Below are 24,969 nucleotides of genomic sequence, written 5' to 3' on the forward strand. Positions count from 1 at the left end.
CGCGGCGTTTTGGTTGATTGAAAAGGTCGAGAGGATAGGTAATCGGACAGGCCGCGAGATATAAAGGGCCTCGTAAGCAATGCCAAGACTGGGTAAAAGACTAGCCCAGACACGAGAGAGCCCCACAGGACGCCAAGAGGACGCCAATGACCTTCCGTTCCCCCGTTTCCGAGTATGAGTTCATGCTCAAGCACATCGTCGGTTTTGAGGATGTGTCCGCAACCGACCTGTTTGCCGAGGCTTCGGACGACATGGTGACGGCGATTCTGACCGAAGCGGGCAAGATGTGCGACGAGGTGATGGCGCCGCTGGAGCGTCCGGGGGATCTGAACCCAGCCTATCTGGAAAACGGCGTTGTGCGTACTTCGCCCGGCTTTGCCGATGGCTGGCGTGCCATTGCCGAGGGCGGCTGGCTCGGGATGAGCGCACCGCAGGAGCACGGTGGCATGGGGCTGCCTATGACGATCACCTCGGCGGTCAATGAAATGATGTCCGGCGCCTGCCTGTCGTTGCAGCTGGCCCCGCTGATGAGCCAGGGCCAGATCGAGGCGCTGGATCACCACGCCAGCGACGCGCTGAAAGAGCTATACCTGCCGAAGCTGATTTCGGGCGAATGGACCGGCACCATGAACCTGACCGAGCCGCAGGCCGGATCGGACGTGGGCGCGCTCAGTTCCAAGGCCGTGCCGAATGGCGATGGCACCTATTCCGTCACCGGGCAGAAGATCTATATCACCTGGGGCGACAACGATTTCGCAGGCAACGTCTGCCATCTGGTGCTGGCGCGGCTGCCCGACGGGGTGCCGGGCACCAAGGGGATCTCGCTGTTCCTGGTTCCCAAGTTCCTGCCGGATGACAATGGCAACCCCGGCAAGGCGAACAGCCTCAAGGTGGTCAGCCTCGAACACAAGCTGGGCCTGCACGGCAGCCCGACCTGCGTGATGCAATATGATGGCGCCACCGGCTGGCTGGTGGGCGCCGAACATGGCGGTATGGCGGCCATGTTCACCATGATGAACAACGCGCGTCTGGGTGTCGGCGGTCAGGGTGTCGGCATTGCCGAAGCCGCCTATCAGAAGGCGCTGGCCTATGCGCTGGAGCGCAAGCAGGGCAAGACGCCGTCGGGCGGCATTGTTGACCACGCGGATGTGCGCCGGATGCTGATGGAGATGAAGGCGGATCTCTTTGCCTCCCGTGCGATCCTGTTGGCCTGCGCTCAGGCCATAGACATGTCCACCGCCACCGGAGAGGCGGATTGCAAGACCCGCGCCGCCTTCCTGACCCCGATTGCCAAGGCATTTGGCACCGACACCGGCATTCGCGTCGCAGATATCGGCCTGCAGGTGCATGGTGGCATGGGCTTCATCGAGGAAACCGGCGCCGCGCAATTCTGCCGCGATGTGCGCGTGACCTCGATCTACGAAGGCACTAACGGCATTCAGGCGATGGATCTTGTTGCCCGCAAGATGATGGATGGCGGCGAGATGGCCAACCGTCTGATGGATGAGATCGAAGAGCTGGCCGAACGCGCCCGTCCGACCCACCCCAATATGGCCGAAGCCGTCTGGCAGGCCTGCGAAAGCCTGCGCGAAGCGACCGACTGGCTGGTGGGGCAGGGTGATCTGCAGAACCGCTTTGCCGGGGCGGTGCCCTATCTGCGGGCCTTTGCCCGTGTTCTGGGGGGGCATTACCACCTGATGGCGGCCTTGGCTGACAAGGGCGGCCCGCGCGAAAAACTGGCGCGGTTCTACATCAAGCGGATGCTGCCCGAGCATGTCGGCCTGCTGCAGCACGCGCAGGAAGGTATCGAGGGTGCCATGGCGCTGACACTGGACGAGCTGGCCAGCTGATGGCCTCCGTTCCCGAAGTCGGCCCGCGTACCCCCTGGGAAGAACCGCCCGCGCTGGGCGAGGTGATCGAGGTCGCCGAAGGCGTCCTGTGGATGCGCCAGCCGCTGCCGATGAAGCTGGACCACGTCAACGTCTACGCGCTTGACGAGGGCGATAGCTGGACGGTGATCGACACCGGGTTCAACACCCGCAAGAGCCGCGAACTGTGGCAAAGCCTGATGGCAGGCCCGCTGAAGGGTAAGCCTGTCAGCCGCGTCGTCGCCACCCACCATCACCCGGATCACATCGGTCTGGCGGGCTGGTTCCAATCCGAATACGGCGCCGAGCTGGTCACCACCCGTACTGCCTGGCTGTTCGCCCGCATGCTGACGCTGGATGTGCAGGAAACCTGGCCCGAGGAAACGCTGGCCTATTACCGCAGCGCGGGCATGGACAAGGAAATCTATGACCAGCGGGTTGCGGACCGGCCGTTCAATTTTGCCGATACCGTCTACCCGATGCCGCTGGGCTTTAGCCGGGTGCAGCAGGGCGATGTGTTCCGCATGGGCGGGCGCGACTGGGATGTGCACATGGGCAACGGCCACGCGCCGGAACATGCCACCTTCTGGAGTCGTGACGACAATCTGGTGATCACCGGGGATCAGATTCTCTCGTCGATCAGCCCCAATATCGGCGTCTATGCCACCGAACCGATGGCGGACCCCTTGGGCGAATGGCTGGAGGCCTGCGAACGTCTGGCGCCGCTGGCACGGCATGATCATCTGGCCCTTGGGGGTCACAAGCTGCCGTTCTCGCGTCTGCCGCTGCGGATGCGGCAGCTGATCGACAACCATCACGGCGCGCTGGACCGGCTGATGGACCATCTCGACAGCCCGCGCACCGCGGCTGAGTGTTTTTCGCCGCTGTTCAAACGCGCCATCGGGCCGGGTGAGTACGGGCTGGCGCTGGTCGAGGCGGTGGCCCATGTCAATCACCTCTTCCATCTGGGGCGGGTCACACGCGAACAGCGCCAAGACGGCGCCTGGCTGTATCAACGCAAAGACTGACGGGGTGGCGCCAGGGCGCTACGCCGGGAAAGGCGGGCACAGATGAGTGACAAGACACGCAAACCGGGCGCTTCGGCCATTCACGACAGTATCGATACCAGCGCCGAGGCCGTCGAAGCGGCGATCCTGCCGCAGGTGCATGAGGTGCATTGCGACCCGAGGCCGGGCCAGAGCAGCCCGACTCTGCCCAAGGCGATGCAGAAACCGGCCGAAGAGAAAAGCCCGGCCCGCTGGGCCTATGAGCGGATGATTCTCTACATCAAGAACTTTGAAGAGCAGCTGGACAGCGCTCATGAGGTCGCGATGGGGTTTGCCGGTGGCGACGCCGGTGTCATGCGGATCGAGGGTATGGGCTATTTCGACCCTGACATCGTGACCTTTTACGGGTCGGATAACTCCGGTGCCCGCACGCAGCTGGTCCAGCATGTGACGCAGCTCAACGTGATGCTGCGGGCCCTGCCCAAGGCGCAGCCGGAAACCCCGGCCATGCGGATCGGATTTCGTCTGGCGAAGGATCTGGAGCCTGATCCGGCCCCGGATGCTGATCCCGATATCGTGGCAGAGGCAGAGCCGGATACCTGAGAGACCCGGTGCAGGGGCAACCGCGCGATTCGGCGATCTGATGCGTGACGACCCGCAAGTCGGGGCGAGACGGCTGTGCAAACAGGCCGCAGGCCTCGGGTTTTTCGCCCTGCTGCGCTGCATTGACGTCGTGACAGGGCGCGGGAAATCCAGTAATCAGCAGGAAATCGAACGCGAATAGGACATTTAGACATGGCTGAGCATAAACACGGAACCATGGACATCTCGGTTCAGGAAAAAACCTTTGCGGGTTTTGTGACCTTCACGGTGCGCTTCTGCATCGCTCTGGCGCTCTTCGCGGTCTTCCTGGCCGTCTTCGCGACCTGATCTTCGGGCCATGTCCGTGGGCCGTTTGCTGCTGCGCCTGACGCTTTGTGCGTCGGTTGCAGGGGGAGCCTTTGCGCTGTCGGGCTGCGCGTCGCAGCCGCAGCCCAATGCCGATGATGCAACGCTGGAACGTGTCGCGTATCGCGCCGAGGGCGCCCCATCCCTGACCCTTTATACGATGGTCAACAACCGGACCGGACAGGGCGGGCATACCTCGCTGATGGTCAATGCTTCGGAGCGGGTCATCTTTGATCCCGCCGGGTCGTTCTACGCAGACCGCGTACCCGAACGGGATGACGTGCTTTACGGGATCACGCCTGCCGTGGAAAAGGCCTATCGCGGATCGCACGCCCGCAGCACCCATCACGTGATGGTGCAGGAAGTTGCAGTGACGCCGGAACAGGCGCAACGCGCCTATGAACTGGTTGTCAGCAATGGCCGCGTGCCCGGCGCCTATTGCGCCAATGCCACCGCTTCGGTGTTGAAACAGGTTCCCGGTTTCGAGGATATCAAGGTTACCTTTTATCCGGTGAAGCTGGCCGACCAGTTTGAACAGCGGCCCGGCGTGAAAACCACCCGGTATTACGAGAACGATAGCGCCGACCTTCAGGAAGGGCTCGCGCGCAACAATGCGATCCTAAACGGAGAGTAGCGCGGCGCATCCTCAGAAAGTGCGCCGCAGCGGTGGATCCGTGGCCGACGCTTGCGTTTTAGCCCGATACGTAGAGCAGCAGCACGAAGGACCCTGCGCCAGTTCCCATGGCCAAGAGTACATTCTTGGTCAGATAGCCGACTGCCAGCGTCAGCGCCGCCACCGCGACATGCGGCAGGCTTGGGGTGCCGCCGGTCGGAGCGGGCCAAGCCACCAGCGGCGCCACCAGCGCCGGGATGATGGCAACAGCGGTATAGCGCAGGTGGCGCATCAGCCAGTCCGGCATGGCGCGCCCGCCGACAATCCCGATAAAGGCAAAACGCAGGGCAAAGCTGCCAACAGCCAGTCCGATGATGGCCGTCCACAGGATCACGGGGTCGATCAGGGCAGGGGCAGTGCTGGTCATTGCGCGGTCTCCTCTTGGCTGCGGCGCAGCCGGTTTTCCAGCCAGACCTCTGTCTGGGCGCCGGCCATCATCCCGGCCAGCCCGGCCACGATCAGACCCAGGTTATAGGGCAGCGCCGCCGCGGGCAGGGCGGTCGCGACGGCGACGAAACAGGCCACCAGATGCGCCGGGGTGCGCAGCATCGGTCCGATCATCGCCAAAAAGGCCAGCGGCAGCACAAAATCGAGCCCCCAACTGTCGGGGACCTGCGCGCCGATCATGGCACCGGTAAAGGTTGCGATCATCCAGCCCGGCGCCACCAACCCGTTGGTGCCAAAGAAATACGCCATGCGTTCCGGCACGGTCATCTCCGGCTCGGTTTCGAATTGCACGATCGACAGGGCATAGGATTGGTCGACGGTGAAATAGGCGGCAATCGCCCTCTGCCACAGCGGCGCCGACCCCAGATAGGGCGTCAGAGAGGCGGAATACATCGCCACCCGCAGGTTCACCGCAAGCGCCGAAATCAGCACGATGAGAATCGGTGCGTTCTCCTGCATCAGTTGCAGAGCGGTGAACTGTGCCGATCCGGCAAACACCGCGAGCGAGAAGGTCAGTGCCTCGGGGACAATAAGTCCCGCCTCGGCGGCCAGAACACCAAACAGCAGGCCAAAAGGTCCTGACACCAGAAGAAATGGTGCGCCATCGCGGACGCCCTTCCAAAAGGCCGATTTGGGTGTGGTGATCGCCATTTGCACGTCCTAAATTGAGACGCAGCACGGGGCTGCTGTCATGGCCTAAGGGGGATTGGGGAGGTTTGCAATTGGCAAAAGCCGAAGATCACGCAGAGTATATCATAGCGCCTGCGCCGCAGAACGCGCGGCTGACCCGCGCGGTGACGGGCGTCGATCACACCGGCGCCCAAAGCGAGATTTCCGTGGTCGAGGAACGTCCGCTGACCATCTATCTCAACCGGCAGGAGATCGTCACCGCAATGACCATCGGGGATTATCCCGAGTACCTGGCGCTTGGCTTTTTGCGCAATCAGGGCATGCTGCGCGACGATGATGTGATCACCGGCGTTGATTACGACGAAGAGCTGGAAACCGCTGTGGTGCGCACTGAGGTCGAGACTTCTTACGAGGAAAAGCTGCAAAAAAAGACCCGCACCTCGGGCTGTGCCGTGGGCACCGTCTTTGGCGACATGATGGAGGGGCTGGAGGATGTCCGCCTGCCCGCAACGCCGGTGCGCACCTCCTGGCTCTATGCGCTGGCGCATAAGATCAACCGCACGCCGTCCCTATACCTTGAGGCCGGGGCCATCCACGGCACGGTACTGTGCCACCGCGACCGCCCGCTGGTCTACATGGAGGACGTCGGCCGCCACAACGCGGTGGACAAGATCGCAGGCTGGATGCTGTCCACGGGCAGCGATCCGGCGGATAAGATCCTTTACACCACCGGGCGGCTGACCTCTGAGATGGTGATCAAGACGGCGATGATGGGTATCCCGGTGCTGGTCTCCCGCTCGGGCTTTACCGCCTGGGGGGTAGAGATCGCCCGCGAGGTCGGTCTGACCCTGATTGGCCGTATGCGCGGGCAGCGGTTCATTTGCCTGTCGGGTGATGATCGGTTGGAACGGGACGTGGACCCCGCATCTATGCCGCAGGAAGAGAAGAAACATCGCAGGAAGAGCGCGGGATGACGACAACGATAGGGCAGGGACCGTCCGCGGGCGGAAGCGAAGCGCCCGCCCATGGGGGGCGGACGGGCGCTGCCCGGCCTTTCGGCCGAGCAAGATTGAAGAGAACACTGGCATGAGCAAACCCTTGGGCGTAATCTTGGCTGGTGGTCTCGCCACCCGCATGGGCGGTGGCGACAAGGGGCTGCTGAACATCGGCGGGCAAAGCCTTTTGTCCCGCGTGATTGATCGGCTGTCGCCGCAGGTGGCAGGCCTCGCGCTCAACGCCAATGGGGATGCTGCGCGCTTTGCCGATCTTGGCCTGCCGGTGGTGGCTGACACAATAGAAGGCTTTGCCGGGCCGCTGGCTGGCGTGCTCGCGGGGCTGGACTGGGCCGCCGAGCAAGGCGCCGAAGCAATCGTGACGGCGGCTGCCGACACGCCTTTCTTCCCTATCGATCTGGCGGCGCGGCTGATGGAGGCCTCCGAAGGGCAGACCCATCCCTTAGTGCTGGCGACAACGCCGCGCACCGGGGAAGAGCTGAAATCCGGCGGGCGCAGCAAGGTGAACCGCCACCCCACATTCGGCCTCTGGCCAGTGGCCCTGCGCGATGATCTGCGCGCGGCCCTTAATGATGGCCTGCGCAAGGTGGTCCTGTGGACCGATGCCCATGGCGGGCGTGAAGCGTTGTTCGAGGCCGACCCCTTTGATCCATTTTTTAACGTCAACACGCCCGAGGATCTGGCGCGTGCAGAGAGATTGCTAGTATGAAAATTTACGGAGTAACCGGCTGGAAAAACGCCGGCAAGACAGGCCTGATGGAGCGGCTGGTGGCTGAATTCTGTGCCCGGGGTCTGAGCGTTTCGACCCTGAAACACGCCCATCACAGCACCGATGTGGATCAGCCCGGTACCGACAGCCACCGCCACCGCAGCGCCGGCGCCTCCGAGGTTCTTCTGGCCTCGCCCAACCGGGTGGCGATCATGCAGGAATTGCGCGATGCGGAAGAGCCGTCCTTTATTGATCTGCTGTCGCGACTCAATCCGGTGGATCTGGTTCTTGTCGAGGGCTTCAAACGCGAACCGCATCCCAAGATCGAGGCCTATCGCACCGATGCGGGCAATCCGCTGATCGCGCCGGGGGATCAATCGATCCGGGCCGTGGCCAGCGATATTTCCCTCAACCTGGATCGGCCCGTGTTCAATCTGGACGATACCGTGGCGATTGCCGATTTCATCGCGGGTGAACTGGGCTTGTGAGGCCGTTTGACACCTTCGTGATGGTGGATTGGTCCGGCGGCAACGATGCCGGACCGCGTCCACGCCGCGATGCGATCTGGGCCTGTCTGGCGGTCCGGGACGGCGCAGAAGACCCGCTTTATTTCCGCAATCGCCAGCTGGTCGAAGACTGGCTCTGCGATCAGGTGGAATTGGCGCTGAGCCGGGATCAACGGCTTTGCATCGGATTTGATTTTCCCTTTGGCTATCCCGCAGGCTTTGGCCCGGCGCTGACCGGGCAGAGCGATCCTCTGGCGCTTTGGGATTGGTTCGAGGCGCGGATCGAAGACAGCCCCAGGGCAAACAACCGTTTTGATCTGGCGGGCGAGATCAACCGCCGCTTTGGCGGGCAGGGGCCTTTCTGGGCCAATGCGCTGAAGCGCAATATCGACGGGCTGCCGCGCACCAAGCGTAGCTATCAGAACCCTTTTCCGGATCGGCGCGCGGTCGAACATCTGGCGCCGGGCGCCTTCACCTGCTGGCAGATGGCCGGGGCAGGATCCGTGGGCGGTCAGGTGATGATGGGGTTGCCGGTGCTGTCCCGGTTGCGCCGCCGCTTTGCGCCGCATGTGGCCGCGTGGCCGTTTGAGGCGCTGGACAGGCCGGTGGCACTGGTCGAGATCTGGCCCTCTCTCACCGTTCCTACGCAGCCTGCTGGTATGATCAAGGATGCCTGGCAGGTGCAGCAGGTGGCTCTGGAACTTGCCCGCCGCCCTGTGGCAGAACTGGAGAAGATGCTGGATATCACCGCCCCCGAAGAGGGCTGGATCCTTGGAGTGGAGCCGAGATGACCCTGAAGCCGCCGCCCCTGCGCGATGATTGCTTTGCCTTGCCGGCGGGCGTGAACTGGACTCCGGTCGAGGATGCGCTGGCGCTGCTGCGGCAGCGGCTGGGGCCGGTGACTGGCGTGGAGAGCCTGCCGCTGGATCAGGCGGTGGGGCGGGTGCTGGCCGCGGATGTGGTGGCGCAACGATCGAACCCGCCGCAGCCCAATACCGCGGTGGATGGCTATGGCTTTGCCGGTCCCATAGCCGAAGGGGCACAGGTCATGGATCTGGTCGCCGGGCGTGCGGCGGCGGGGGTGCCCTTTGACGGCGTGGTGCCTGCGGGGCAGGCCATTCGTATCCTCACCGGGGCCGCTCTGCCCGAAGGCGTTGATACGGTTATCCTAGAAGAGGACGTGACCACGGATGGCAGTCAGATCGCCTTTCACGGGCCGCTGAAACGGGGCGCCAATACCCGCCGCGCCGGTGAGGATGTGGCAGCCGGAGATGTGATTCTGGGTGCGGGGCGGGTGGTGACACCTGCCGATCTGGCGCTCGCCGCGGCGACGGGAAACGACACATTACCACTTCGGCAGCCCCTGCGCGTTGGAGTGCTTTCCACCGGCGATGAACTGCGCGATCCGGGTGCGCCTGCCGGGCTGGGGCAGATCTATGATGCTAACCGGCCGATGCTGCTGGCGTTGCTGCGGCAGTTGGGCGTGATTGCCGTGGATCTGGGGCGCGTCGGTGATGATCGCGCCGCGCTGCGGGCGCGGCTGGACGGCGCGGCGTCGCAGGCGGATGTGATCCTGACCAGCGGCGGTGCCTCGGCGGGGGATGAAGATCATGTCTCGGCCCTATTGCGGGAGGCAGGCGCCATGCAGGAATGGCGCATTGCCCTGAAACCCGGCCGTCCGCTAGCGCTGGGGATGTGGCAGGGAATGCCGGTCTTTGGCCTGCCGGGCAATCCGGTGGCGGCGCTGGTCTGTACGCTGATCTTTGCGCGCCCTGCCATCGGGGTGATGGCGGGGGCCGGGTGGCAGGAACCGCAGGGGTTCGATGTGCCTGCCGGGTTTGAGAAGCGCAAGAAACCGGGACGGCGGGAATACCTGCGCGCCCGTATCCGGCAGGGGCGAGTTGAAGTGTTCAAATCCGAAGGCTCTGGTCGGATCAGTGGCCTTAGCTGGGCCGAGGGTCTGGTCGAGATTGGCGAGGATGCGGCGCATATCCGGCCCGGCGACCCGGTGCGTTTCCTGCCCTATGGCAGTTTTTCCCTTTAGGCAGGTGTCTTTGGGGCGGGGAGCTCCCGCCCATTCAGTATCATTGCAGGCAATGACCTTCGCGGTTGGGCCGGGCGCCCTGCGGTGCAGGGCGCTGGATGGTGGCAACCGCGCCGCGCCTAGCGTGGCGCCGGACCCAACGGGAGAGCGGCGATCTGTGATCGCCGGGATCCGGGCGGGAGCGCTCTGGCGGGCGAAACGGGGGGTGTTGGCTGCGGATCAGTCGAAGGTGCCCGCGACGCGGCCCACCAGCATGAAGGCGCGCGCGGTGCGGGTGTCGCCAAGAGCGGAGATTTCGCTGTCGTTGGCTTCGGTCTCAAACTCGGTGAACATCTGGTCGAACCGGCGCAGGAAGTGATGCGCGGCATCGCGGAAGATCGGATCCTGTTTCATCCGCGCGGCGGTCAGGGCCAGCGATGTCCGGTCCCGCACCCCGCCAAGCGCCGCCACGGCGCGACCGCGGGCGCCTTGGGCGAACTGGCGCCAGATTTCGGGGCGTGCCATGTCCGGGCGCAGATCGTCCATATAGATGCCGTCTTGGCTGAGCAGGGTCAGAACGTCCTGCGCCGCCTGGATCACCTGCGAGGCCTTGCGGTCCTTGAGCGCGGCGCGCAGGGCCGAGAAGCCTTCTTCGTCCTCTGCGGTTTCCGGGAAATTGAGCGCGCGGATGAATTGGTCCACCGGCAGCGGCGGCGACATGTCTTCCGAGGAGGTGCCAAGGGCCAGCGTACCCTGATCCGCTGCGGCCATCTGGGCGGCTTCGGCGGGGATCGCCGGGCGGGGCGGGTTGCGGCGGCTGCTCTGGAAAGTGGCCAATGCGCTTTCGGTCTTGCGCGTCGCCTCGGCGATTTCCTCAAGCTTCTTGGTGACCGAAGGCTCCGCCACCGCCGTGGCCTGCTGGGCGTGGGTCAGGTAGCTGTGCCGCAGCCCGTCGATGGCCGATTGCAGGCGCAGGGTTTCCTCGCGCATGATCCGGATCGATCGCAGCACCATGGCGCCGCCCCAGAGCAGGATCACCGGCAGGCAGACGGCCAGCGCCGTCTGCACCCAGCCGGTCCAGCCATCGGCACCGTCCGTTTCAGCAGGAGCCAGAAGGTAGGCCGCCAGAACCGCCAAGAGCCAGATGCAGCCCAGCACGATCGCCCCCATCTCGGCGCCGCCCAATCCCGTGGCCGAGGGGCGCTCGAACGTGCCGAGCGGCTGGTTATGGGCGGTCTTTGAGGCGGGATCCGGTGCGGTCATGGCGGATGGGTTCTGTCTTGTCAGGAATAAACGATTTGCAAAATCTCATAGGCGCGCTCCCCGCCGGGGGTGCGTACCTCCACACTGTCGCCTTCTTCCTTGCCGATCAAGGCCCGGGCAATCGGTGATTTGATGTTCAGCAGGCCCGCTTCGATATTGGCCTCGTGTTCGCCGACGATCTGCCAAGTCTTTTCCTCGTCGGTGTCTTCATCCACCACGGTGACCTTGGCGCCGAATTTCACAGACCCCGACAGTTTCGCCGGATCGATCACATCGGCGAGGCTCAGAATGCCTTCGAGTTCCTTGATGCGGCCTTCGATGAAGGACTGTTTTTCGCGCGCCGAATGGTATTCGGCGTTTTCCGACAAATCGCCGAGCTCGCGGGCTTCGGCGATGGCCTGGATGATGGCCGGGCGCTCGACGGATTTCAGGTTCTTGAGTTCCGCTTCGAGGGCCTGAAAGCCCGTCGGCGTCATCGGGATCTTTTCCATGGTCTGCTCCGCTTTCGTCTGGTCGTGCCGTGCATGTGCTACGGGTCTTTTGAACGTGACAGCCCCGCCGCAGGTGCGACGGGGCATTTATTCGTGTTGGCATTTACCTGACCCAATCGTGGGGCCAAATGCAAGGGGGACCTGCGGCCACGGGCAGAGTTTTGCTGCAGGGACCGGGACTTGCTGCGGGATTTATCGCCGCTTGATATGTCGCGGTGGCAGCGGGTCCGGCACTGGCAGATGCGCTTCGATGCGCCAGAACTGTGCCTCGGCCTGATCGCCATGGAGCCGCGTGCTATGCCTGCCCTGGGGCCGCCTGTGCGCGTCGAGCCCCAACAGCTCAATCATATTGAACAAGCTCATATTCCACCCCCTCTCCATCCTGAAAATAGAACCGTCGTCCGGGTTCGTAATCGGCGTGGTTCATCGGCGTAAAGCCGACCTCCCGAACCGCCTCCTCGGTGCGGTCCAGATCCTCGACGATCAGCGCCAGATGGTTGAGCGTTCCCTTGTTGGCATAGCGGGGCAGCGGATCACCCAGGTCTTCCGGTGGCGTATAAAGCGCAAGATAGCTGTCCTTGCTGCCGACGTGGACCGAAAGGCCGCCGTGAATTGCCGGACCCTGCCAGCGGATGCGCCAGCCAAAGACCTTTTCCATCCAGGCGGCGGTGGCATGGGGATCGCTGACGCAGAGGTTCGCGTGTTCAAGAATGGCGGTCATTTCGAATCTCCTTTGATAATCTCTGCATCCTGTGTAATTTCTAAACCTAACTTTAGATCAAGGTATTTCTCATCACGTCAGGGAAGGGATCCGACATGGCAAAATCCGCAGGTGTTTCGATTGGCTATCTGGCAGAGCGCACCGGGCTGGCGGTCTCTGCCATCCGGTATTACGAGGCGCAGGGTCTGGTAGAGCCCTGGCGCAATGCGGGCGGGCAGCGGCGGTTCCTGCGCTCTGATCTCAGGCGGCTCAGCTTCATCATGATCGCGCAGCAGTTCGGGTTTTCCCTGCCGGAGATCCGCGAGTACCTGAAAAAACTGCCGGGCGGGCGCACCCCGACGCAAGAGGATTGGGCGGCGATTTCCTCGGACTTCCGCGATCATCTGGATCAGCGAATCGAGACGCTTATGAAGCTGCGTGATAACCTTGATGGCTGTATCGGATGCGGCTGCCTGTCCTTGCCGAGATGCGCGCTATATAATCCGCAGGACAAGGCAGGAGAGAAGGGCACCGGCCCGCGCTATCTGATGGGGGACAGCCCAGAGGTTGAAAATGACGGATGAGCGTCGGAAATGAGTATGTTTTATACGGAAAAGCCCGTTCTGCTGGAACGTAACGCAGAGTATGGATTGACCTTTGTAATCCCCAAACGCTAAGCAACCGCGAAAGAAAATTGCGCCCAGGACCATCTGTCCGGTGGGGACAGAAACGAACGATAGCCAAGGAGCACATCATCTATGGCCGAGATTGAACGCGAAGCGATGGAATATGACGTTGTGATCGTCGGGGCCGGCCCTGCGGGTCTGTCGGCGGCGATCCGTCTGAAGCAGTTGGACAGCGACCTTGAGGTCGTGGTGCTGGAAAAAGGCTCCGAAGTGGGCGCGCATATCCTGTCGGGCGCGGTTCTGGATCCCTGCGGTCTTGATGCGCTTATCCCCGACTGGAAGGAAAAGGGCGCGCCGCTCAACACGCCGGTCAAGGAAGATAACTTCTACATGATGGGCGAGTCGGGCGAGGTGCGGATCCCCAACTTCCCGATGCCGCCGCTGATGAACAACCACGGCAACTACATCGTCTCCATGGGCAATGTCTGCCGCTGGATGGCTGAACAGGCCGAGGAACTGGGCGTCGAGATTTTCCCGGGCATGGCCTGCTCCGAGCTGATCTACGGCGACAACGGCGAAGTCAAAGGCGTGGTCGCCGGTGTCTTCGGTCTGGAGGCCGACGGCTCTTACGGTCCCAACACCGAGCCGGGCATGGAACTGCACGGCAAATATGTCTTCCTCGGCGAAGGCGTACGTGGCTCGCTGTCCAAGGAAGTGATCGCCAAATACGGCCTGTCCGATGGCAAGGAGCCGCAGAAATACGGCGTCGGCATGAAAGAGATCTGGGAGATCGACCCGGCCAAGCACAAGGAAGGCACCGTCACCCACACCATGGGCTGGCCGCTGAATTCCAACGCTGGCGGTGGCTCCTTCATCTACCACCTGGAAAACAACCAGGTTTACGTGGGCTTCGTGGTGCACCTGAACTACAAGAACCCCTACCTGTTCCCCTACATGGAATTCCAGCGGTTCAAGCACCACCCGATGGTCGCCGAGCTGCTGGAAGGCGGCAAGCGCGTGGCCTATGGCGCCCGCGCCATTACCGAAGGCGGCTGGCAGTCGATGCCGAAGCTTGTGGCACCCGGTGTGGCGCTGCTGGGTTGCGCCGCAGGCATGGTCAACGTGCCGCGCATCAAGGGCAACCACAACGCCATGCTGTCGGGCAAGGCCGCAGCCGAAGCCGCATATGACGCCATCAAGGCCGAACGTTCCGGTGACGAGCTGTCCGCCTATGAAACAGACGTGCGCGAAGGCGCTATCGGCAAGGACCTCAAGATGGTCCGCAACGTCAAACCGATGTGGTCGAAGTGGGGTCTCACCGCCTCGCTGATGCTGGGTGGTTTGGATATGTGGACCAACAACATCCTTGGCCTGTCCTTCTTTGGCACCCTTGGTCACGGCAAGAACGACGCCGAAGCCACCGAAGAAGCCAGCAAGCACAAGCCGATTGATTACCCGAAACCCGATGGCACCCTGTCCTTTGACCGGCTGACCAACGTCTCCTTCGCGATGACCAATCACGAGGAAAGCCAGCCTTGCCACCTGCACCTTGGCAATGCGGATACGCCGATCTCGGTCAACCTGCCGAAATACGACGAACCGGCGCAGCGCTATTGCCCGGCCGGCGTCTACGAGGTGGTCGAAAAGGACGGCAAGCCGGAGTTCGTGGTGAACTTCCAGAACTGCGTGCACTGCAAGACCTGTGACATCAAGGACCCGAGCCAGAACATCACCTGGACCACGCCGCAGGGCGGTGACGGGCCGAACTATCCCAATATGTGATCCGGTTTGGGCAGATCTGCCCGCAGCCGGGCGGATTTCCTCCGGTTTTGCCGGAAATAACGCAAAAGTGGGGCGCCTTCCGAGGCGCCCCATTGCGTGTTGTCAGCGCCCGGATTACCCTTTTTCACAATCACGAATACATACCCTTGGGGGAGGTCCCGGTGCCGGTTCAAAATCTTCGCAACCTGTCATCCGCGGCGCTGGTTGCGCTGTCTGTTTCGGTCACATCCACGCTGGGCCTTGCGGCGCCAGTTGCAGCTAACGGATTGGCGGGGGCGTACCTCGCTGGTCGGGCCGCCACCTATGAGAGTGATTTCTCGGCAGCTGCCGAATATTACACCCGCGCTCTGGTCCGCGATCCGAAGAACCCCGTGTTGATGGAAAATGTGGTCTTTGCCCAGCTGGCGCAGGGCGATCTGGATCGCGCACTGCCGGTGGCACAGCGCCTGTGGGAGATGGAGCTGCGCAGCCAGGCGACGAATATGGTCATGGTTGGCGATTTCGCCCGCCGCGGCGCCTTTGTCGACATTCTGGCGCGGGATCTGGCGATCCGCGATATTCACCCGCTGGTGGATGGGTTGCTGACCGCCTGGGCGCATATGGGCGAAGGGGCTGTCTCCGCCGCGATGCAGAGTTTCGAAGCCCTTGCCGAAGACCAGAACCTGCGCCCCTACGCGCAGTTTCATCAGGCGCTGGCGCTGGCCTCGGTCGGGGACTACGAGGGCGCAGAGGCGATGTTCGCGGCCGAGGATGGCAAGCTGACCCGCCTGTCGCGCCAATCGGTGTTGGCGCGGATGCAGATCCTATCGCAGCTGGGGCAGAACGAAAAGGCGCTTGAGGTGCTGAACGGGGCCTTCAGCAGCGGCTTTGATCCGGCGCTTGCGGATTTGCGGGGCCGACTTGAGGCAGGCGAGGCGCTTGGCTTTACCATGGCGCCCGGCCCGGTCGAAGGGATCGCCGAAGTCTTTTTCACCATGGGATCGGCGCTGAATGGGCAGCAGGCGGATGACTATGTGCTGATGTATGCCCGCATGGCCTCGGTCCTGAACCCGGATCACGTCGATGCGGTTCTGCTAAGCGCGGAGCTCTTGGACAAGCTGGGCCGCTTCCCGCTGTCGATTGCCACCTATAAACAGGTGCCGCGCAGCCATCCCGATTATTATGCCGCTGAAATGGGCCGCGCCGAGGCGCTGCGCCGCTCGGCCAAACCGGACGCCGCAGCCGAGGTATTGGCGCAACTGGCAGAGATCTATCCTGAACTGCCGCAGGTTCAGGTCAGCCTGGGCGACCTGCTGCGACAGCAGGAAGACTACACTGGCGCCGTGACCGCCTATGACAAGGCGCTGACCTACACGCCCGAGCAATCGCCGAGCCGCTGGTTCCTCTATTATGCCCGCGGCATCTGCCACGAAAGGCTGGATAACTGGGCCGAGGCCGAGGCAGATTTCCGTGCCTCTCTGGCGCTGGAGCCGAACCGCCCGCAGGTGCTGAACTACCTTGGCTACTCGCTGGTGGAAAAGCAGAAGAACCTGGATGAGGCGCTCGACATGATCGAGCGCGCCGTCGCAGCGCGTCCCGAGTCGGGCTATATCGTCGATTCGCTGGGCTGGGTGCTGTATCGTCTTGGTCGTTATAGCGAGGCGGTGGGCCACATGGAGCGCGCGGTGGAACTGATGCCGGTGGATCCGGTGGTGAATGACCATCTTGGCGATGTGTTCTGGGCAGTAGGCCGCCAGCGCGAGGCGGAATTCCAGTGGAAACGAGCGCTGTCCTTCATCCACTCTGGCGAAGGCGATGGTGAGGCCGACCCCGAACGGATCCGCCGCAAGATCGAGGTCGGTCTGGATGTGGTGCTGGAAGAAGAAGGCGCGGATCCCCTGAAGGTTGCCAATGGCGGTTGAGGCTTTCGCCCCGGCCAAGATCAACCTGACCCTGCATGTGACCGGCCAGCGCGCCGATGGTTATCACCTGCTGGATTCGCTGGTGGCGTTTTGCGATGTCGGGGATCAGGTGCGGGTGCGCCCGGCTGAGGATCTGTCGTTACAGGTGGGTGGGCCACGGGCGGCTGGCGTGCCCACGGACGGTTCCAACCTTGTGTTGCGGGCGGCAGAGGTTTTGAAACCTGCCGGGCAGGGCGCCGAGATTAGGCTGGAAAAACACCTGCCTGCAGCGGCTGGCATTGGTGGCGGCTCTTCGGATGCGGCGGCAACGCTGCGGGCGTTGTCGCAGCTTTGGGATGTGAAGCTGCCCGTCGAAGTGGATTTGCTAAAACTCGGCGCAGATGTGCCCGTCTGCATGGCGCCGGGAGCCTGGCGCATGGCGGGGATTGGGGAGGTTCTGACGCCGCTGCCGCCCTTGCCGTCCTGCGATATCCTGCTGGTGAATCCGGGAGTGGCGGTCTCTACCCCGGTGGTGTTCCGCGGGTTGGCCTCGCGCGAGAACCCGGCCATGCCGCAGGACCTGCCAGTCTGGGCCGATGCGGTGGAACTGTCGGAATGGCTGGCGGGGCAGCGCAACGATCTGCAGGCCCCAGCCGTGGCCGCTGCGCCGGTGATCGGAGAGGTTCTGGACGCGCTGCGTGCCTCGGGGGCGCTGTTTTCGGCCATGTCCGGCTCTGGCGCCACCTGTTTTGCGCTGTTTGAACCCGCGGGGGCGCAGGCGCAAAGCGCGGCAGAGGATATTCGTGCGAAACACCCTGACTGGTGGGTGGCTTCGGGGCGCTTGCTCTAGGCGCGGGGGGCCTCCCGCGCCTGTATCGCCGCATCAAAGATGCAGCAAACAGCCTTGGGCCCGGCAGCGCGCCTGCGGCGCGCTGTTTTCCAGATCTGCTGAGAGGCGCCTGAAGCGCAGGTCTGCGCTGCAGGCGCCACATCGAGTGTGGAGGTCCAAAATCCGCCTCAAGGGCAAGCCGCGCGCGGCGCGGAGGCTAACGCCTCCCTTGACCCGGACTTTGGAAGAAAGGGGCTGATATGCCGACTTTGGTGTGTTGCTCCGGCGGTTAGTGCAGCCGTGCCACCACGTAATCGGCGAGATCATGCAGCATCTGGCGGATCGGGTGCTCCGGCAGGCTTTGCAGCGCGGTCTTGGCCTTTTCGGCCCAGGCCATGGCGTCGTCACGGGTGGCCTCCAGCGTCTTGTACTTGCCCATCAGCGCCAGAGCGTGGTCGAGATCGCCCTCTTCTTGGCGGCCCTTTTCGATGGTGCGGGTCCAGAAGGCGCGTTCCTCATCGGTAGCCTGCGCCACTGCCTTGATCACCGGCAGGGTCAGCTTGCGTTCGCGGAAATCGTCGCCGACGTTCTTGCCAGTTGCCTTGCTGTCGCCCTGATAATCCAGAAGGTCATCGGCGATCTGGAAGGCAATGCCCAGGGCATCGCCGTAATCGAACAGCGCCTTGATCTGCGCCTCCTCTACGCCAGCGATGACGCCACCGACCTCGGTCGCGGCGGAGAACAGCGCCGCCGTCTTGCCGCGCACCACCTGCAGGTAGATCGCTTCGTCGGTTTTGAGGTCGGTCGCCGCGGTCATCTGCAGCACCTCGCCCTCGGCGATGGTGGCGGCGGCATTGGCGAGGATGTCCAGCACCCGCAAAGAGCCGGTTTCCACCATCAGCTGGAAGCTGCGGGCAAAGAGGTAATCGCCGACCAGAACCGAGCTTTTGTTGTCCCACAAGAGGTTGGCGGTGGGACGGCCGCGGCGCTGGCCGCTTTCGTCGACCACATCGTCATGCAGCAGGGTAGCGGTGTGGATGAACTCCACTGTGGCCGCCAGTTTGACGTGATTGTCGCCCTCGTAGCCACACATGCGCGCCGCCGCCAGGGTCAGCATCGGGCGCAGGCGCTTGCCGCCGGCCTCGACCAGATGGGCGGTTACCTCGGGGATCCGGGGCGCGTGCTCGGAGGCCATCCTTGTGCGGATCAGCGTGTTTACCGCCGCCATCTCGTCGCTGAGGGTGGCTGCCAGCATTTCATGCGGCTTTTGCGTCATGACTTGGTCCATTGCTTTCCCGGCTTTCAGGCTCGACAAGGTATTGCCCTTGCTCTTAGATCCATCCCCATGAAGGAACTTCTGCGCAGCACCGATCCAACCGTCCTGGCCTTTGCCTCAGCCCTTCTTGAGGGAGAGGATATAGACTGCTTTCAGTTGGACGTAAATATGAGCATCCTCGAGGGCGGCATCGGAATTTTTCCGCGCCGCCTTATGGTGCATCCGGATGATTACGACCCGGCTTTGCGGGTGATGCGCGACAATGACATCCCGCTGGGCCAATGAGCATTTTTGCCGACGCGGATCTGACCTGTAACGATTTCCTGGGCGGCCGGGTGCGGCTGTATCAGCCCGTCAAAGGCTACCGTGCCGGGGTTGATCCTGTGTTGTTGGCGGCCGCTGTTCCGGCGCGGGCGGGGGATCATGTGCTGGAGCTCGGCTGCGGTGCGGGGCAGGCGCTGCTGTGCCTTGCGGCAAGGGTGCCGGGGCTGCGCCTTACGGGCGTGGAGTTGCAGGCCGCCTATGCCGACCTGGCGCGGCGCAATGGCGCGCTGAACGGGCAGGATGTCGATGTGATCGAGGCGGATCTGGCGCAGTTGCCGGTGTCTTTGCGCCAGATGCAGTTTGCCCATGTGATTGCCAACCCGCCCTACTACCGTGCGGGCGGGCACAGCCCGGCGCAGGATGCCGGGCGGCGGGTTGCCCTCGGAGAAGAGACACCGCTGCAGGACTGGATCGCCGTTGCCGCCAAACGGCTGGCGCCGCGTGGATACCTGCACATGATCCAGCGCGCGGACCGGTTGCCGGATATGCTGGTGGCCTGTGCCGGGAGGCTGGGGTCGCTGGAGGTGCTGCCGCTGGCGCCGCGACAGGGGCGGGCGGCAGAGCTGGTGATCCTGCGCGCGCGCAAGGAGGGGCGGGCGGAGTTCCGGCTGCACGCGCCGCTGATCCTGCACAAAGGCGCGCGGCACGAGCGGGACGGCGAAAGCTATCAGGAAGAGGTGGCCGATGTTCTGCGGCAGGGTGCGGCCCTGCCCTGGCCCGGGGAAAAGCGGCCCGCCTGAGCAGCCAGTCCTCTATCGCGGCGAGTCGGTCGCCAAGGCGGTGACGTGGTATCGGGGACTGCCATCTGAGCGTCGCCGGGGCCTGTCTGACCGGGATGCCCATATGGGTAGGACCCTTGCGTCTTTCAAGCGTTACATAGTCGTTTTAGCGTGGCTTTGCGCCTTTATTGCAAGGCTGAGCGGCGGTTTTTGGCAGTCTTCAGCCGATGCAACAAATTGATGACAAAACTGTGCGCCTGCAGCGTGACAGACGCATTTTCTTATGCTCCACTTGAGGTGTCCTGCTGACGCAGGGCGTATTTTGCTCAAAAAGGAGGAACGGCATGAGCCTCAGCTCGCATCTCACGGAACTGAAGAAGAAGCACAAGCACCTCAGCATGGAAGTCGAACAGGCCCAACGTGCGCCCAGTACCGACGGTCTGGAAGTCGCTGCCATGAAAAAGCAGAAACTGAAGCTCAAGGAAGAGATTGAGCGATTGTCCGCAAGCGAACTGGCGCACTGACGCGCGAGCAACTCGGGCGCAGCCGCAAACCGGAGCAAAACCGGCACGGGCGGCGCGCCCACGACATGTCTGATGAAATTGGGCTGCCAGATCTGGTGGCCCTTTTGCTTTTGAAAGGGGCTGTCCGGGCGAACCGCGTGCGAGTGGTCAGGAATGTTGCATTCAGGGCTGGGCGATATCGGTGACCGGGATGATATCGAACCGCTCAGACACATAGGATGTCTTGTCGATCTCACCCATGAACCAGTCGCGGAACGCCTTGATCTGGGGGCGATCCTCGGTGCCCTTGGCGCAGACAAAGCGAAACCGTCCTTCGGTTTCAATCGCAGTCGCGAAAGGGGCCACCAGACGCCCGGCGTGCAGATCGGTCACCACCATGGCGCGGCGGCCGAGCACGACGCCCGCCCCGGTCAGGGCGGCATCCACCGCATGGTCGGCTTGCGAGAAATGCGCGCCATGCGTGGGGGCAAAATCGATTCCGACAGCGGCGAACCATGCTGGCCAGTCGCAGGGCGGCTGCAGGAAGTTCAGGGATTCGTCGAACAGAAGCGGCGCCTCGGTCAGGCTTTCGGGGGTTTTGTATTTCTCTGCCAGTTCCGGCGTCATCACCGGTGTCATCCATTCCTTGCGCAGGGGCAGGGACCAAAGGCCCTCGTCCGGGCCGACGCCAAACCGGATTGCCACATCTACTTCGTCGCGCTGGAAATCCATCTGTCTGAGTGTCGCGGAAAAGCGCAGGTCGATTTCGGGATGGGCGCGGGCGAATTCATAAAGACGCGGCGCCAGCCATTTCGCGGTAAAGCCTGGGCCAGCGGTCACCGTCAGTGTGCTGTTGTCCTGCAGCCGCCGGGTGGCGCGCCAGGCATCGCCCAGAACCTCGAAACCCTCGGCGGCGCCTGGGGCCAGCGTGCGTCCGGCCTCGGTCAGCTCCACCGCACGGTTGAGCCGACGGAACAGCGGCGCGCCGAGGTGCTCCTCAAGCGATTTGATCTGAAAGGACAGCGCCGCTGGGGTCACGTTAAGCTCCTCTGCCGCCTTGGCAAAGGACATGTGGCGGGCGGCGGCATCAAAAGCGCGCAGGGCGGTCAGGGGGGGCAGGCGTTCTGGCATGATCACATAAGTAATACTTAACTGAATGACTGAAAAGTCTCGTTTGTAAGTTTTTTCACCCGCAATCATATTGGTGTCAGGTTAATGATGCTGATCCGAAACGGAGGTTTGCGAGATGGAATATACAGTCAATGCCGATATCAAACTGGCCATGCAGCGTGCACATGAAGAACGCGGCCAGGTGTTGAAATCCTTCTGGGCGCGCCTGTTCCGCCGTGGCAAGCCTTCGCTGGTCAGTACAAGGGTTTCCCGCTGGGCATAGTGCACATGTCCTTACGGGATTGAAAAAGGGCCGGTCCATCAGGACCGGCCCTTGTTGTTTTTACCATTGCGCACTCGGATCAGACGAAGAACTGACCGCCGTTGGCGGAAATGGTCGACCCGTTGATGAAGCCTGCGTCGTCAGAGGCCAGGAAGGTCACGCAGCGGGCGATTTCCTCGGGCTCGCCCAGGCGGCCGGTCGGGATCTGTGCGATGATCGAATCACGCACCTTTTCCGGCACGGCCATCACCATTTCGGTGGCGATATAGCCGGGGCAGATCGCGTTGGCGGTGATGCCTGCGCGGGCGCCTTCCTGCGCCAGGGATTTGACGATGCCCAGATCGCCTGCCTTGGTGGCAGCATAGTTTACCTGAGCGAACTGACCTTTCTGACCGTTGATCGAGGAGATCACGATGATACGGCCGAACTTGCGCTCGCGCATGCCGGGCCAGATCGGGTGAATGGTGTTGAAGACGCCGGTCAGGTTGGTGTCGATCACCTGATGCCACTGCTCGGGCGTCATCTTGTGGAAGGGGGCATCGCGGGTGATCCCAGCATTTGCCACCACGACGTCAATGGGACCCAGATCGGCTTCGACCTTTTCGATACCGGCCTTGCTTTCCTCGTAGTCGCCCACGTTCCACTTGTAGGTCTTGATGCCGGTTTCCTCGGTGAATTTGGCCGCGGCTTCGTCATTGCCGGCATAGGTGGCTGCGACGTCATAGCCTTCGGCCTTCAGAGCCTTGGAAATTGCTGCGCCGATGCCGCGGGAGCCGCCTGTGACGAGTGCAGTTCGTGCCATTGAGTTGTCCTCCAGTGATTCATTTACTTGGTAATCTTGCTACATGCAGAGGTTAGTTTGAGCAACAATATTGCGCAACGGATTTTGCTGCGCCGCCGCATAAATTGTCGCACCCCTGACAAACCTTTGAAGCCTAAAAGAAAAGGGCGCCAAGATGGCGCCCTTAGATATGTCTGGTTACGAGGCCACGTTACGGGCGCTCCACGCACATGGCGACGCCCATACCGCCACCGATGCAAAGCGTGGCGAGGCCTTTCTTGGCACCGCGCCGCTTCATTTCAAACAGCAGCGTGTTCAGAACCCGGCAGCCCGAGGCGCCGATGGGGTGGCCGATGGCGATGGCGCCACCGTTGACGTTGACGATGCTGGGATCCCAGCCCATTTCCTTGTTCACGGCGCAGGCCTGCGCGGCAAAGGCTTCGTTGGCCTCAACCAGATCCAGATCCGAGGCGCTCCAGCCTGCCTTCTCCAGCGCCTTGCGGGAGGCGTGGATCGGGCCGACGCCCATGATCGAGGGATCGACGCCAGCGGTGGCATAAGAGGCGATGCGGGCCAGCGGCTCGATACCGCGTTTCTCTGCTTCATCGGCGCTCATCAGCAGGGTGGCCGCAGCACCGTCGTTCAGGCCGGAGGCGTTGGCTGCGGTGACCGATCCGTCCTTGGTGAAGGCGGGGCGCAGTTTCTGCATGGCTTCGATGGTGGCGCCGTGACGGATGTATTCGTCGCTGTCCACCACGATGTCGCCCTTGCGGGTTTTCACGGTGAAGGGGGTGATTTCATCAACGAACTTGCCCGCCTTCTGGGCGGCTTCGGCCTTGTTCTGGCTGCTGACGGCGAATTCATCCTGCTGATCGCGGGAGATCTGCCATTTTTCGGCGACGTTTTCGGCGGTCTGGCCCATGTGGTAGCCGTTGAAGGCGTCCCACAGACCGTCGCGGATCATGGTGTCGATATACTTCATGTCACCCATCTTGTGACCGGCGCGCAGATGGGCGGCGTGGGGCGACAGGGTCATGCTTTCCTGACCACCGGCGCAGACGATGGAAGCATCGCCCAGCTGAATGTGCTGTGCGCCCAGTGCGACGGCGCGCAGACCGGATCCGCAGACCTGATTGATGCCCCAGGCGGCGCTTTCGATGGGCAGGCCGGCATTGATATGGGCCTGACGGGCCGGGTTCTGGCCCTGAGCGGCGGTCAGAACCTGACCGAGAATGGTTTCAGAGATCTCGCTTTTGTCGACGCCTGCGCGGGCAACAACGGCCTCCAGAACAGCGGCACCCAGATCATGGGCGGGCGTATTGGCGAACGAGCCGCCGAAACTGCCGACAGCGGTCCGTGCGGCGGATGCGATTACAACATTGGTCATTGATATGGGTCCTCTGCCATCAATTAACTCCGGAGATGTTGCACCCGCGCGGTCGGTGGTGAAATCAAAACCCCGCGATGGCAAACACGTCCTCCCGTACTCCGGGGCAGGCATAGCGTATTGCTGCACCTGCAGCAATCGACAGGGTGTCCCAGCGGCTGACGGGAAGTCAACCGACATAAGCGCAAAAAACCACCGGTGACGGTGGCTCTTTTTTGGGGGTCATGCGGTCAGATGCACAGAAGACCCTGAAACAAGGAGGCTATTCCCGAACGCTGCAGTGCAGCGGATCAGGCGCGGCTGCGTTCCTTCAGTTCCTCCAGCCAGGGCGGGCTGACCGTCGGGGCGCCGAACAGGAAGCCCTGCATGCAGTCGACGCCGATGGAAACAAGGTATTGCGCATCGGCTTCGGATTCCACCGACTCGGCAACCACCAGCATGTCGAACTGCTTGGCAATGCCGACCAGGGCGCAGGTCACGGCCTGATTGTCCGGATTGCCGCTGATGCCGCGGATGAACTGACCGTCGATCTTGACCGCGTCAAAGAAGAATTCGCGAAAGTGAGCGATGGCCGTGGTACCGGCCCCGAAGTTATCCAGCGCAAAGGCGATGCCGTGTTTCTGCAGCCGCTCCATGAAGTCGATGACCAGCTCTGGCGCGGCCATGGCCGAGGCTTCGGTGATTTCCAGAACCAGACGTTCGCCAATGGTGGAGTCTTTCTTCAGGAAGCGGTTCAGCACGTCCATCCAGCGGCCGTAGCCGATGGAGCGCGCCGACATGTTCACGGACAGGCGGATCTGGGGCGATTTCATCAGCGCCCGCAGCCCGTGCTGCAGCGCCAGACAGTCCAGTGCGCGGCCGATTTCCTTTTCCTCGACCACATGCATGAAGTCACGGGCAGGAATCACCCGGCCGGTGGCGTCCAGAACCCGGATGTAACCCTCATAAAAGGCGGTCTGATGCGGGGGCATGGCCTGCATGACCGGCTGGAAGGCCAGCATCGTCTGGTCATGCTTCACCGCCTCGGCAACCATATCCAATGTGGACCTGTCGCGGGATACTACCGCTGCGTTCAGTGGGTTTTCTGAGCCTTCTGGCAGGTCCGCTTTTTTCCAGCGACTGTGTTTCACTGTTTTGCCCCCTGGCTATACCTGTGCCTGATCATGTGCATGGAAACTATGCGTTGCTTTG

Annotated in this window: 28 protein-coding genes; 18 read left to right on the forward strand and 10 right to left on the reverse strand. The window is 62.8% G+C overall.

The window, feature by feature from the left end:
• Window positions 1-146: 146 nt before the first annotated feature.
• From C6W91_RS07090 to C6W91_RS07110, 5 genes are all read left to right on the forward strand, one after another.
• Complete coding sequence (locus C6W91_RS07090) at window positions 147-1,850, forward strand: acyl-CoA dehydrogenase (protein ID WP_274827572.1); 1,704 nt, start codon at window positions 147-149, stop codon at window positions 1,848-1,850.
• Window positions 1,850-2,896, forward strand: coding sequence for an MBL fold metallo-hydrolase (locus tag C6W91_RS07095; protein ID WP_370570627.1), 1,047 nt, complete (start codon window positions 1,850-1,852; stop codon window positions 2,894-2,896). Before C6W91_RS07090 ends, C6W91_RS07095 begins: the two co-directional genes overlap by 1 nt.
• 42 nt (window positions 2,897-2,938) lie before the next feature.
• On the forward strand, window positions 2,939-3,478 hold the full coding sequence (locus C6W91_RS07100; RefSeq protein WP_370570628.1) for a DUF6173 family protein: 540 nt from the start codon (window positions 2,939-2,941) through the stop codon (window positions 3,476-3,478).
• A 192-nt stretch (window positions 3,479-3,670) separates the two neighbouring features.
• Complete coding sequence (locus tag C6W91_RS07105; protein ID WP_065272469.1) at window positions 3,671-3,805, forward strand: aa3-type cytochrome c oxidase subunit IV; 135 nt, start codon at window positions 3,671-3,673, stop codon at window positions 3,803-3,805.
• Window positions 3,806-3,815: 10 nt separating this feature from the next.
• Window positions 3,816-4,457 carry a hypothetical protein gene (locus C6W91_RS07110; protein WP_237028373.1) on the forward strand — a complete coding sequence of 214 codons (642 nt, stop codon included), beginning with the start codon at window positions 3,816-3,818 and terminating at the stop codon, window positions 4,455-4,457.
• A 58-nt stretch (window positions 4,458-4,515) separates the two neighbouring features.
• On the opposite strand, the gene C6W91_RS07115 is transcribed toward C6W91_RS07110, so the two are convergent.
• Together C6W91_RS07115 and C6W91_RS07120 are read right to left on the reverse strand one after the other, a co-directional pair.
• Window positions 4,516-4,863 (reverse strand): AzlD domain-containing protein, encoded by a 348-nt coding sequence (locus C6W91_RS07115; RefSeq protein WP_065272470.1) that lies wholly within the window; start codon window positions 4,861-4,863, stop codon window positions 4,516-4,518.
• A complete protein-coding gene (locus tag C6W91_RS07120) occupies window positions 4,860-5,594 on the reverse strand; it encodes an AzlC family ABC transporter permease (protein WP_274827574.1) in 735 nt (244 codons plus the stop codon). The genes C6W91_RS07115 and C6W91_RS07120 overlap by 4 nt, the downstream gene beginning before the upstream one ends.
• Window positions 5,595-5,659: 65 nt before the next feature.
• Here C6W91_RS07120 and C6W91_RS07125 point away from each other — a divergent pair, with 65 nt between their 5' ends.
• The 5 genes from C6W91_RS07125 to glp all read left to right on the forward strand — a co-directional run bounded on the left by C6W91_RS07125 (window position 5,660) and on the right by glp (window position 9,845).
• Window positions 5,660-6,547 carry a formate dehydrogenase accessory sulfurtransferase FdhD gene (locus C6W91_RS07125; RefSeq protein ID WP_274827575.1) on the forward strand — a complete coding sequence of 296 codons (888 nt, stop codon included), beginning with the start codon at window positions 5,660-5,662 and terminating at the stop codon, window positions 6,545-6,547.
• Window positions 6,548-6,659: 112 nt separating this feature from the next.
• Window positions 6,660-7,295 (forward strand): molybdenum cofactor guanylyltransferase MobA, encoded by a 636-nt coding sequence (gene mobA, locus C6W91_RS07130; protein WP_274831438.1) that lies wholly within the window; start codon window positions 6,660-6,662, stop codon window positions 7,293-7,295.
• Window positions 7,292-7,783, forward strand: coding sequence for a molybdopterin-guanine dinucleotide biosynthesis protein B (gene mobB, locus C6W91_RS07135; RefSeq protein ID WP_274827577.1), 492 nt, complete (start codon window positions 7,292-7,294; stop codon window positions 7,781-7,783). The genes mobA and mobB overlap by 4 nt, the downstream gene beginning before the upstream one ends.
• On the forward strand, window positions 7,780-8,592 hold the full coding sequence (locus C6W91_RS07140; RefSeq protein ID WP_274831436.1) for a molybdopterin guanine dinucleotide synthesis: 813 nt from the start codon (window positions 7,780-7,782) through the stop codon (window positions 8,590-8,592). Before mobB ends, C6W91_RS07140 begins: the two co-directional genes overlap by 4 nt.
• Window positions 8,589-9,845 (forward strand): gephyrin-like molybdotransferase Glp, encoded by a 1,257-nt coding sequence (gene glp, locus C6W91_RS07145; RefSeq protein ID WP_274831435.1) that lies wholly within the window; start codon window positions 8,589-8,591, stop codon window positions 9,843-9,845. The genes C6W91_RS07140 and glp overlap by 4 nt, the downstream gene beginning before the upstream one ends.
• A 219-nt stretch (window positions 9,846-10,064) precedes the next feature.
• On the opposite strand, the gene C6W91_RS07150 is transcribed toward glp, so the two are convergent.
• The 3 genes from C6W91_RS07150 to C6W91_RS07160 form a co-directional block, all read right to left on the reverse strand.
• The gene (locus tag C6W91_RS07150; RefSeq protein WP_274827580.1) at window positions 10,065-11,087 is read right to left on the reverse strand and encodes a hypothetical protein; all 1,023 of its coding nucleotides are present in this window, start codon (window positions 11,085-11,087) and stop codon (window positions 10,065-10,067) included.
• Window positions 11,088-11,107: 20 nt separating this feature from the next.
• Complete coding sequence (greA, locus tag C6W91_RS07155; protein WP_065272478.1) at window positions 11,108-11,578, reverse strand: transcription elongation factor GreA; 471 nt, start codon at window positions 11,576-11,578, stop codon at window positions 11,108-11,110.
• 340 nt (window positions 11,579-11,918) lie between these two features.
• Window positions 11,919-12,299 (reverse strand): VOC family protein, encoded by a 381-nt coding sequence (locus C6W91_RS07160; protein WP_274831433.1) that lies wholly within the window; start codon window positions 12,297-12,299, stop codon window positions 11,919-11,921.
• A gap of 95 nt (window positions 12,300-12,394) precedes the next feature.
• Here C6W91_RS07160 and soxR point away from each other — a divergent pair, with 95 nt between their 5' ends.
• From soxR to C6W91_RS07180, 4 genes are all read left to right on the forward strand, one after another.
• Window positions 12,395-12,862 (forward strand): redox-sensitive transcriptional activator SoxR, encoded by a 468-nt coding sequence (gene soxR, locus C6W91_RS07165; protein WP_065272480.1) that lies wholly within the window; start codon window positions 12,395-12,397, stop codon window positions 12,860-12,862.
• A 174-nt stretch (window positions 12,863-13,036) separates the two neighbouring features.
• Window positions 13,037-14,686: an electron transfer flavoprotein-ubiquinone oxidoreductase gene (locus C6W91_RS07170; protein WP_274827582.1), complete on the forward strand. Its 1,650-nt coding sequence runs from the start codon at window positions 13,037-13,039 to the stop codon at window positions 14,684-14,686.
• A 161-nt stretch (window positions 14,687-14,847) separates the two neighbouring features.
• A complete protein-coding gene (locus C6W91_RS07175; RefSeq protein ID WP_370570629.1) occupies window positions 14,848-16,587 on the forward strand; it encodes a tetratricopeptide repeat protein in 1,740 nt (579 codons plus the stop codon).
• Window positions 16,577-17,416: a 4-(cytidine 5'-diphospho)-2-C-methyl-D-erythritol kinase gene (locus tag C6W91_RS07180; protein WP_370570630.1), complete on the forward strand. Its 840-nt coding sequence runs from the start codon at window positions 16,577-16,579 to the stop codon at window positions 17,414-17,416. Before C6W91_RS07175 ends, C6W91_RS07180 begins: the two co-directional genes overlap by 11 nt.
• 268 nt (window positions 17,417-17,684) lie before the next feature.
• Here C6W91_RS07180 and C6W91_RS07185 read toward each other — a convergent pair whose 3' ends face one another.
• On the reverse strand, window positions 17,685-18,683 hold the full coding sequence (locus tag C6W91_RS07185) for a polyprenyl synthetase family protein (RefSeq protein ID WP_274834634.1): 999 nt from the start codon (window positions 18,681-18,683) through the stop codon (window positions 17,685-17,687).
• Between the two features lie 57 nt (window positions 18,684-18,740).
• Between C6W91_RS07185 and C6W91_RS07190 the strand changes: the two genes are divergently transcribed.
• From C6W91_RS07190 to C6W91_RS07200, 3 genes are all read left to right on the forward strand, one after another.
• A complete protein-coding gene (locus C6W91_RS07190; protein ID WP_065272484.1) occupies window positions 18,741-18,956 on the forward strand; it encodes a DUF2007 domain-containing protein in 216 nt (71 codons plus the stop codon).
• Window positions 18,953-19,735: a tRNA1(Val) (adenine(37)-N6)-methyltransferase gene (locus tag C6W91_RS07195; RefSeq protein WP_274837545.1), complete on the forward strand. Its 783-nt coding sequence runs from the start codon at window positions 18,953-18,955 to the stop codon at window positions 19,733-19,735. Before C6W91_RS07190 ends, C6W91_RS07195 begins: the two co-directional genes overlap by 4 nt.
• A gap of 323 nt (window positions 19,736-20,058) precedes the next feature.
• On the forward strand, window positions 20,059-20,238 hold the full coding sequence (locus C6W91_RS07200) for a YdcH family protein (RefSeq protein WP_370570631.1): 180 nt from the start codon (window positions 20,059-20,061) through the stop codon (window positions 20,236-20,238).
• A gap of 162 nt (window positions 20,239-20,400) precedes the next feature.
• Here C6W91_RS07200 and C6W91_RS07205 read toward each other — a convergent pair whose 3' ends face one another.
• On the reverse strand, window positions 20,401-21,348 hold the full coding sequence (locus tag C6W91_RS07205) for a transcriptional regulator GcvA (protein ID WP_370570632.1): 948 nt from the start codon (window positions 21,346-21,348) through the stop codon (window positions 20,401-20,403).
• A gap of 115 nt (window positions 21,349-21,463) precedes the next feature.
• Here C6W91_RS07205 and C6W91_RS07210 point away from each other — a divergent pair, with 115 nt between their 5' ends.
• Entirely contained in the window at window positions 21,464-21,610 is a 147-nt protein-coding gene (locus tag C6W91_RS07210) for a hypothetical protein (RefSeq protein WP_156767922.1), read from the forward strand.
• A gap of 79 nt (window positions 21,611-21,689) precedes the next feature.
• Here C6W91_RS07210 and phbB read toward each other — a convergent pair whose 3' ends face one another.
• From phbB to C6W91_RS07225, 3 genes are all read right to left on the reverse strand, one after another.
• Window positions 21,690-22,412 (reverse strand): acetoacetyl-CoA reductase, encoded by a 723-nt coding sequence (phbB, locus tag C6W91_RS07215; protein WP_274827588.1) that lies wholly within the window; start codon window positions 22,410-22,412, stop codon window positions 21,690-21,692.
• Window positions 22,413-22,602: 190 nt separating this feature from the next.
• Window positions 22,603-23,778, reverse strand: a complete 1,176-nt coding sequence (locus tag C6W91_RS07220; protein ID WP_370570633.1) for an acetyl-CoA C-acetyltransferase — start codon at window positions 23,776-23,778, stop codon at window positions 22,603-22,605.
• A 290-nt stretch (window positions 23,779-24,068) separates the two neighbouring features.
• The gene (locus tag C6W91_RS07225) at window positions 24,069-24,908 is read right to left on the reverse strand and encodes an EAL domain-containing protein (RefSeq protein WP_065272490.1); all 840 of its coding nucleotides are present in this window, start codon (window positions 24,906-24,908) and stop codon (window positions 24,069-24,071) included.
• Between the last annotated feature and the right edge of the window lie 61 nt (window positions 24,909-24,969).

Source organism: Phaeobacter sp. SYSU ZJ3003 (assembly GCF_041300735.1).
Taxonomy (GTDB): domain Bacteria; phylum Pseudomonadota; class Alphaproteobacteria; order Rhodobacterales; family Rhodobacteraceae; genus Phycobacter; species Phycobacter gallaeciensis_A.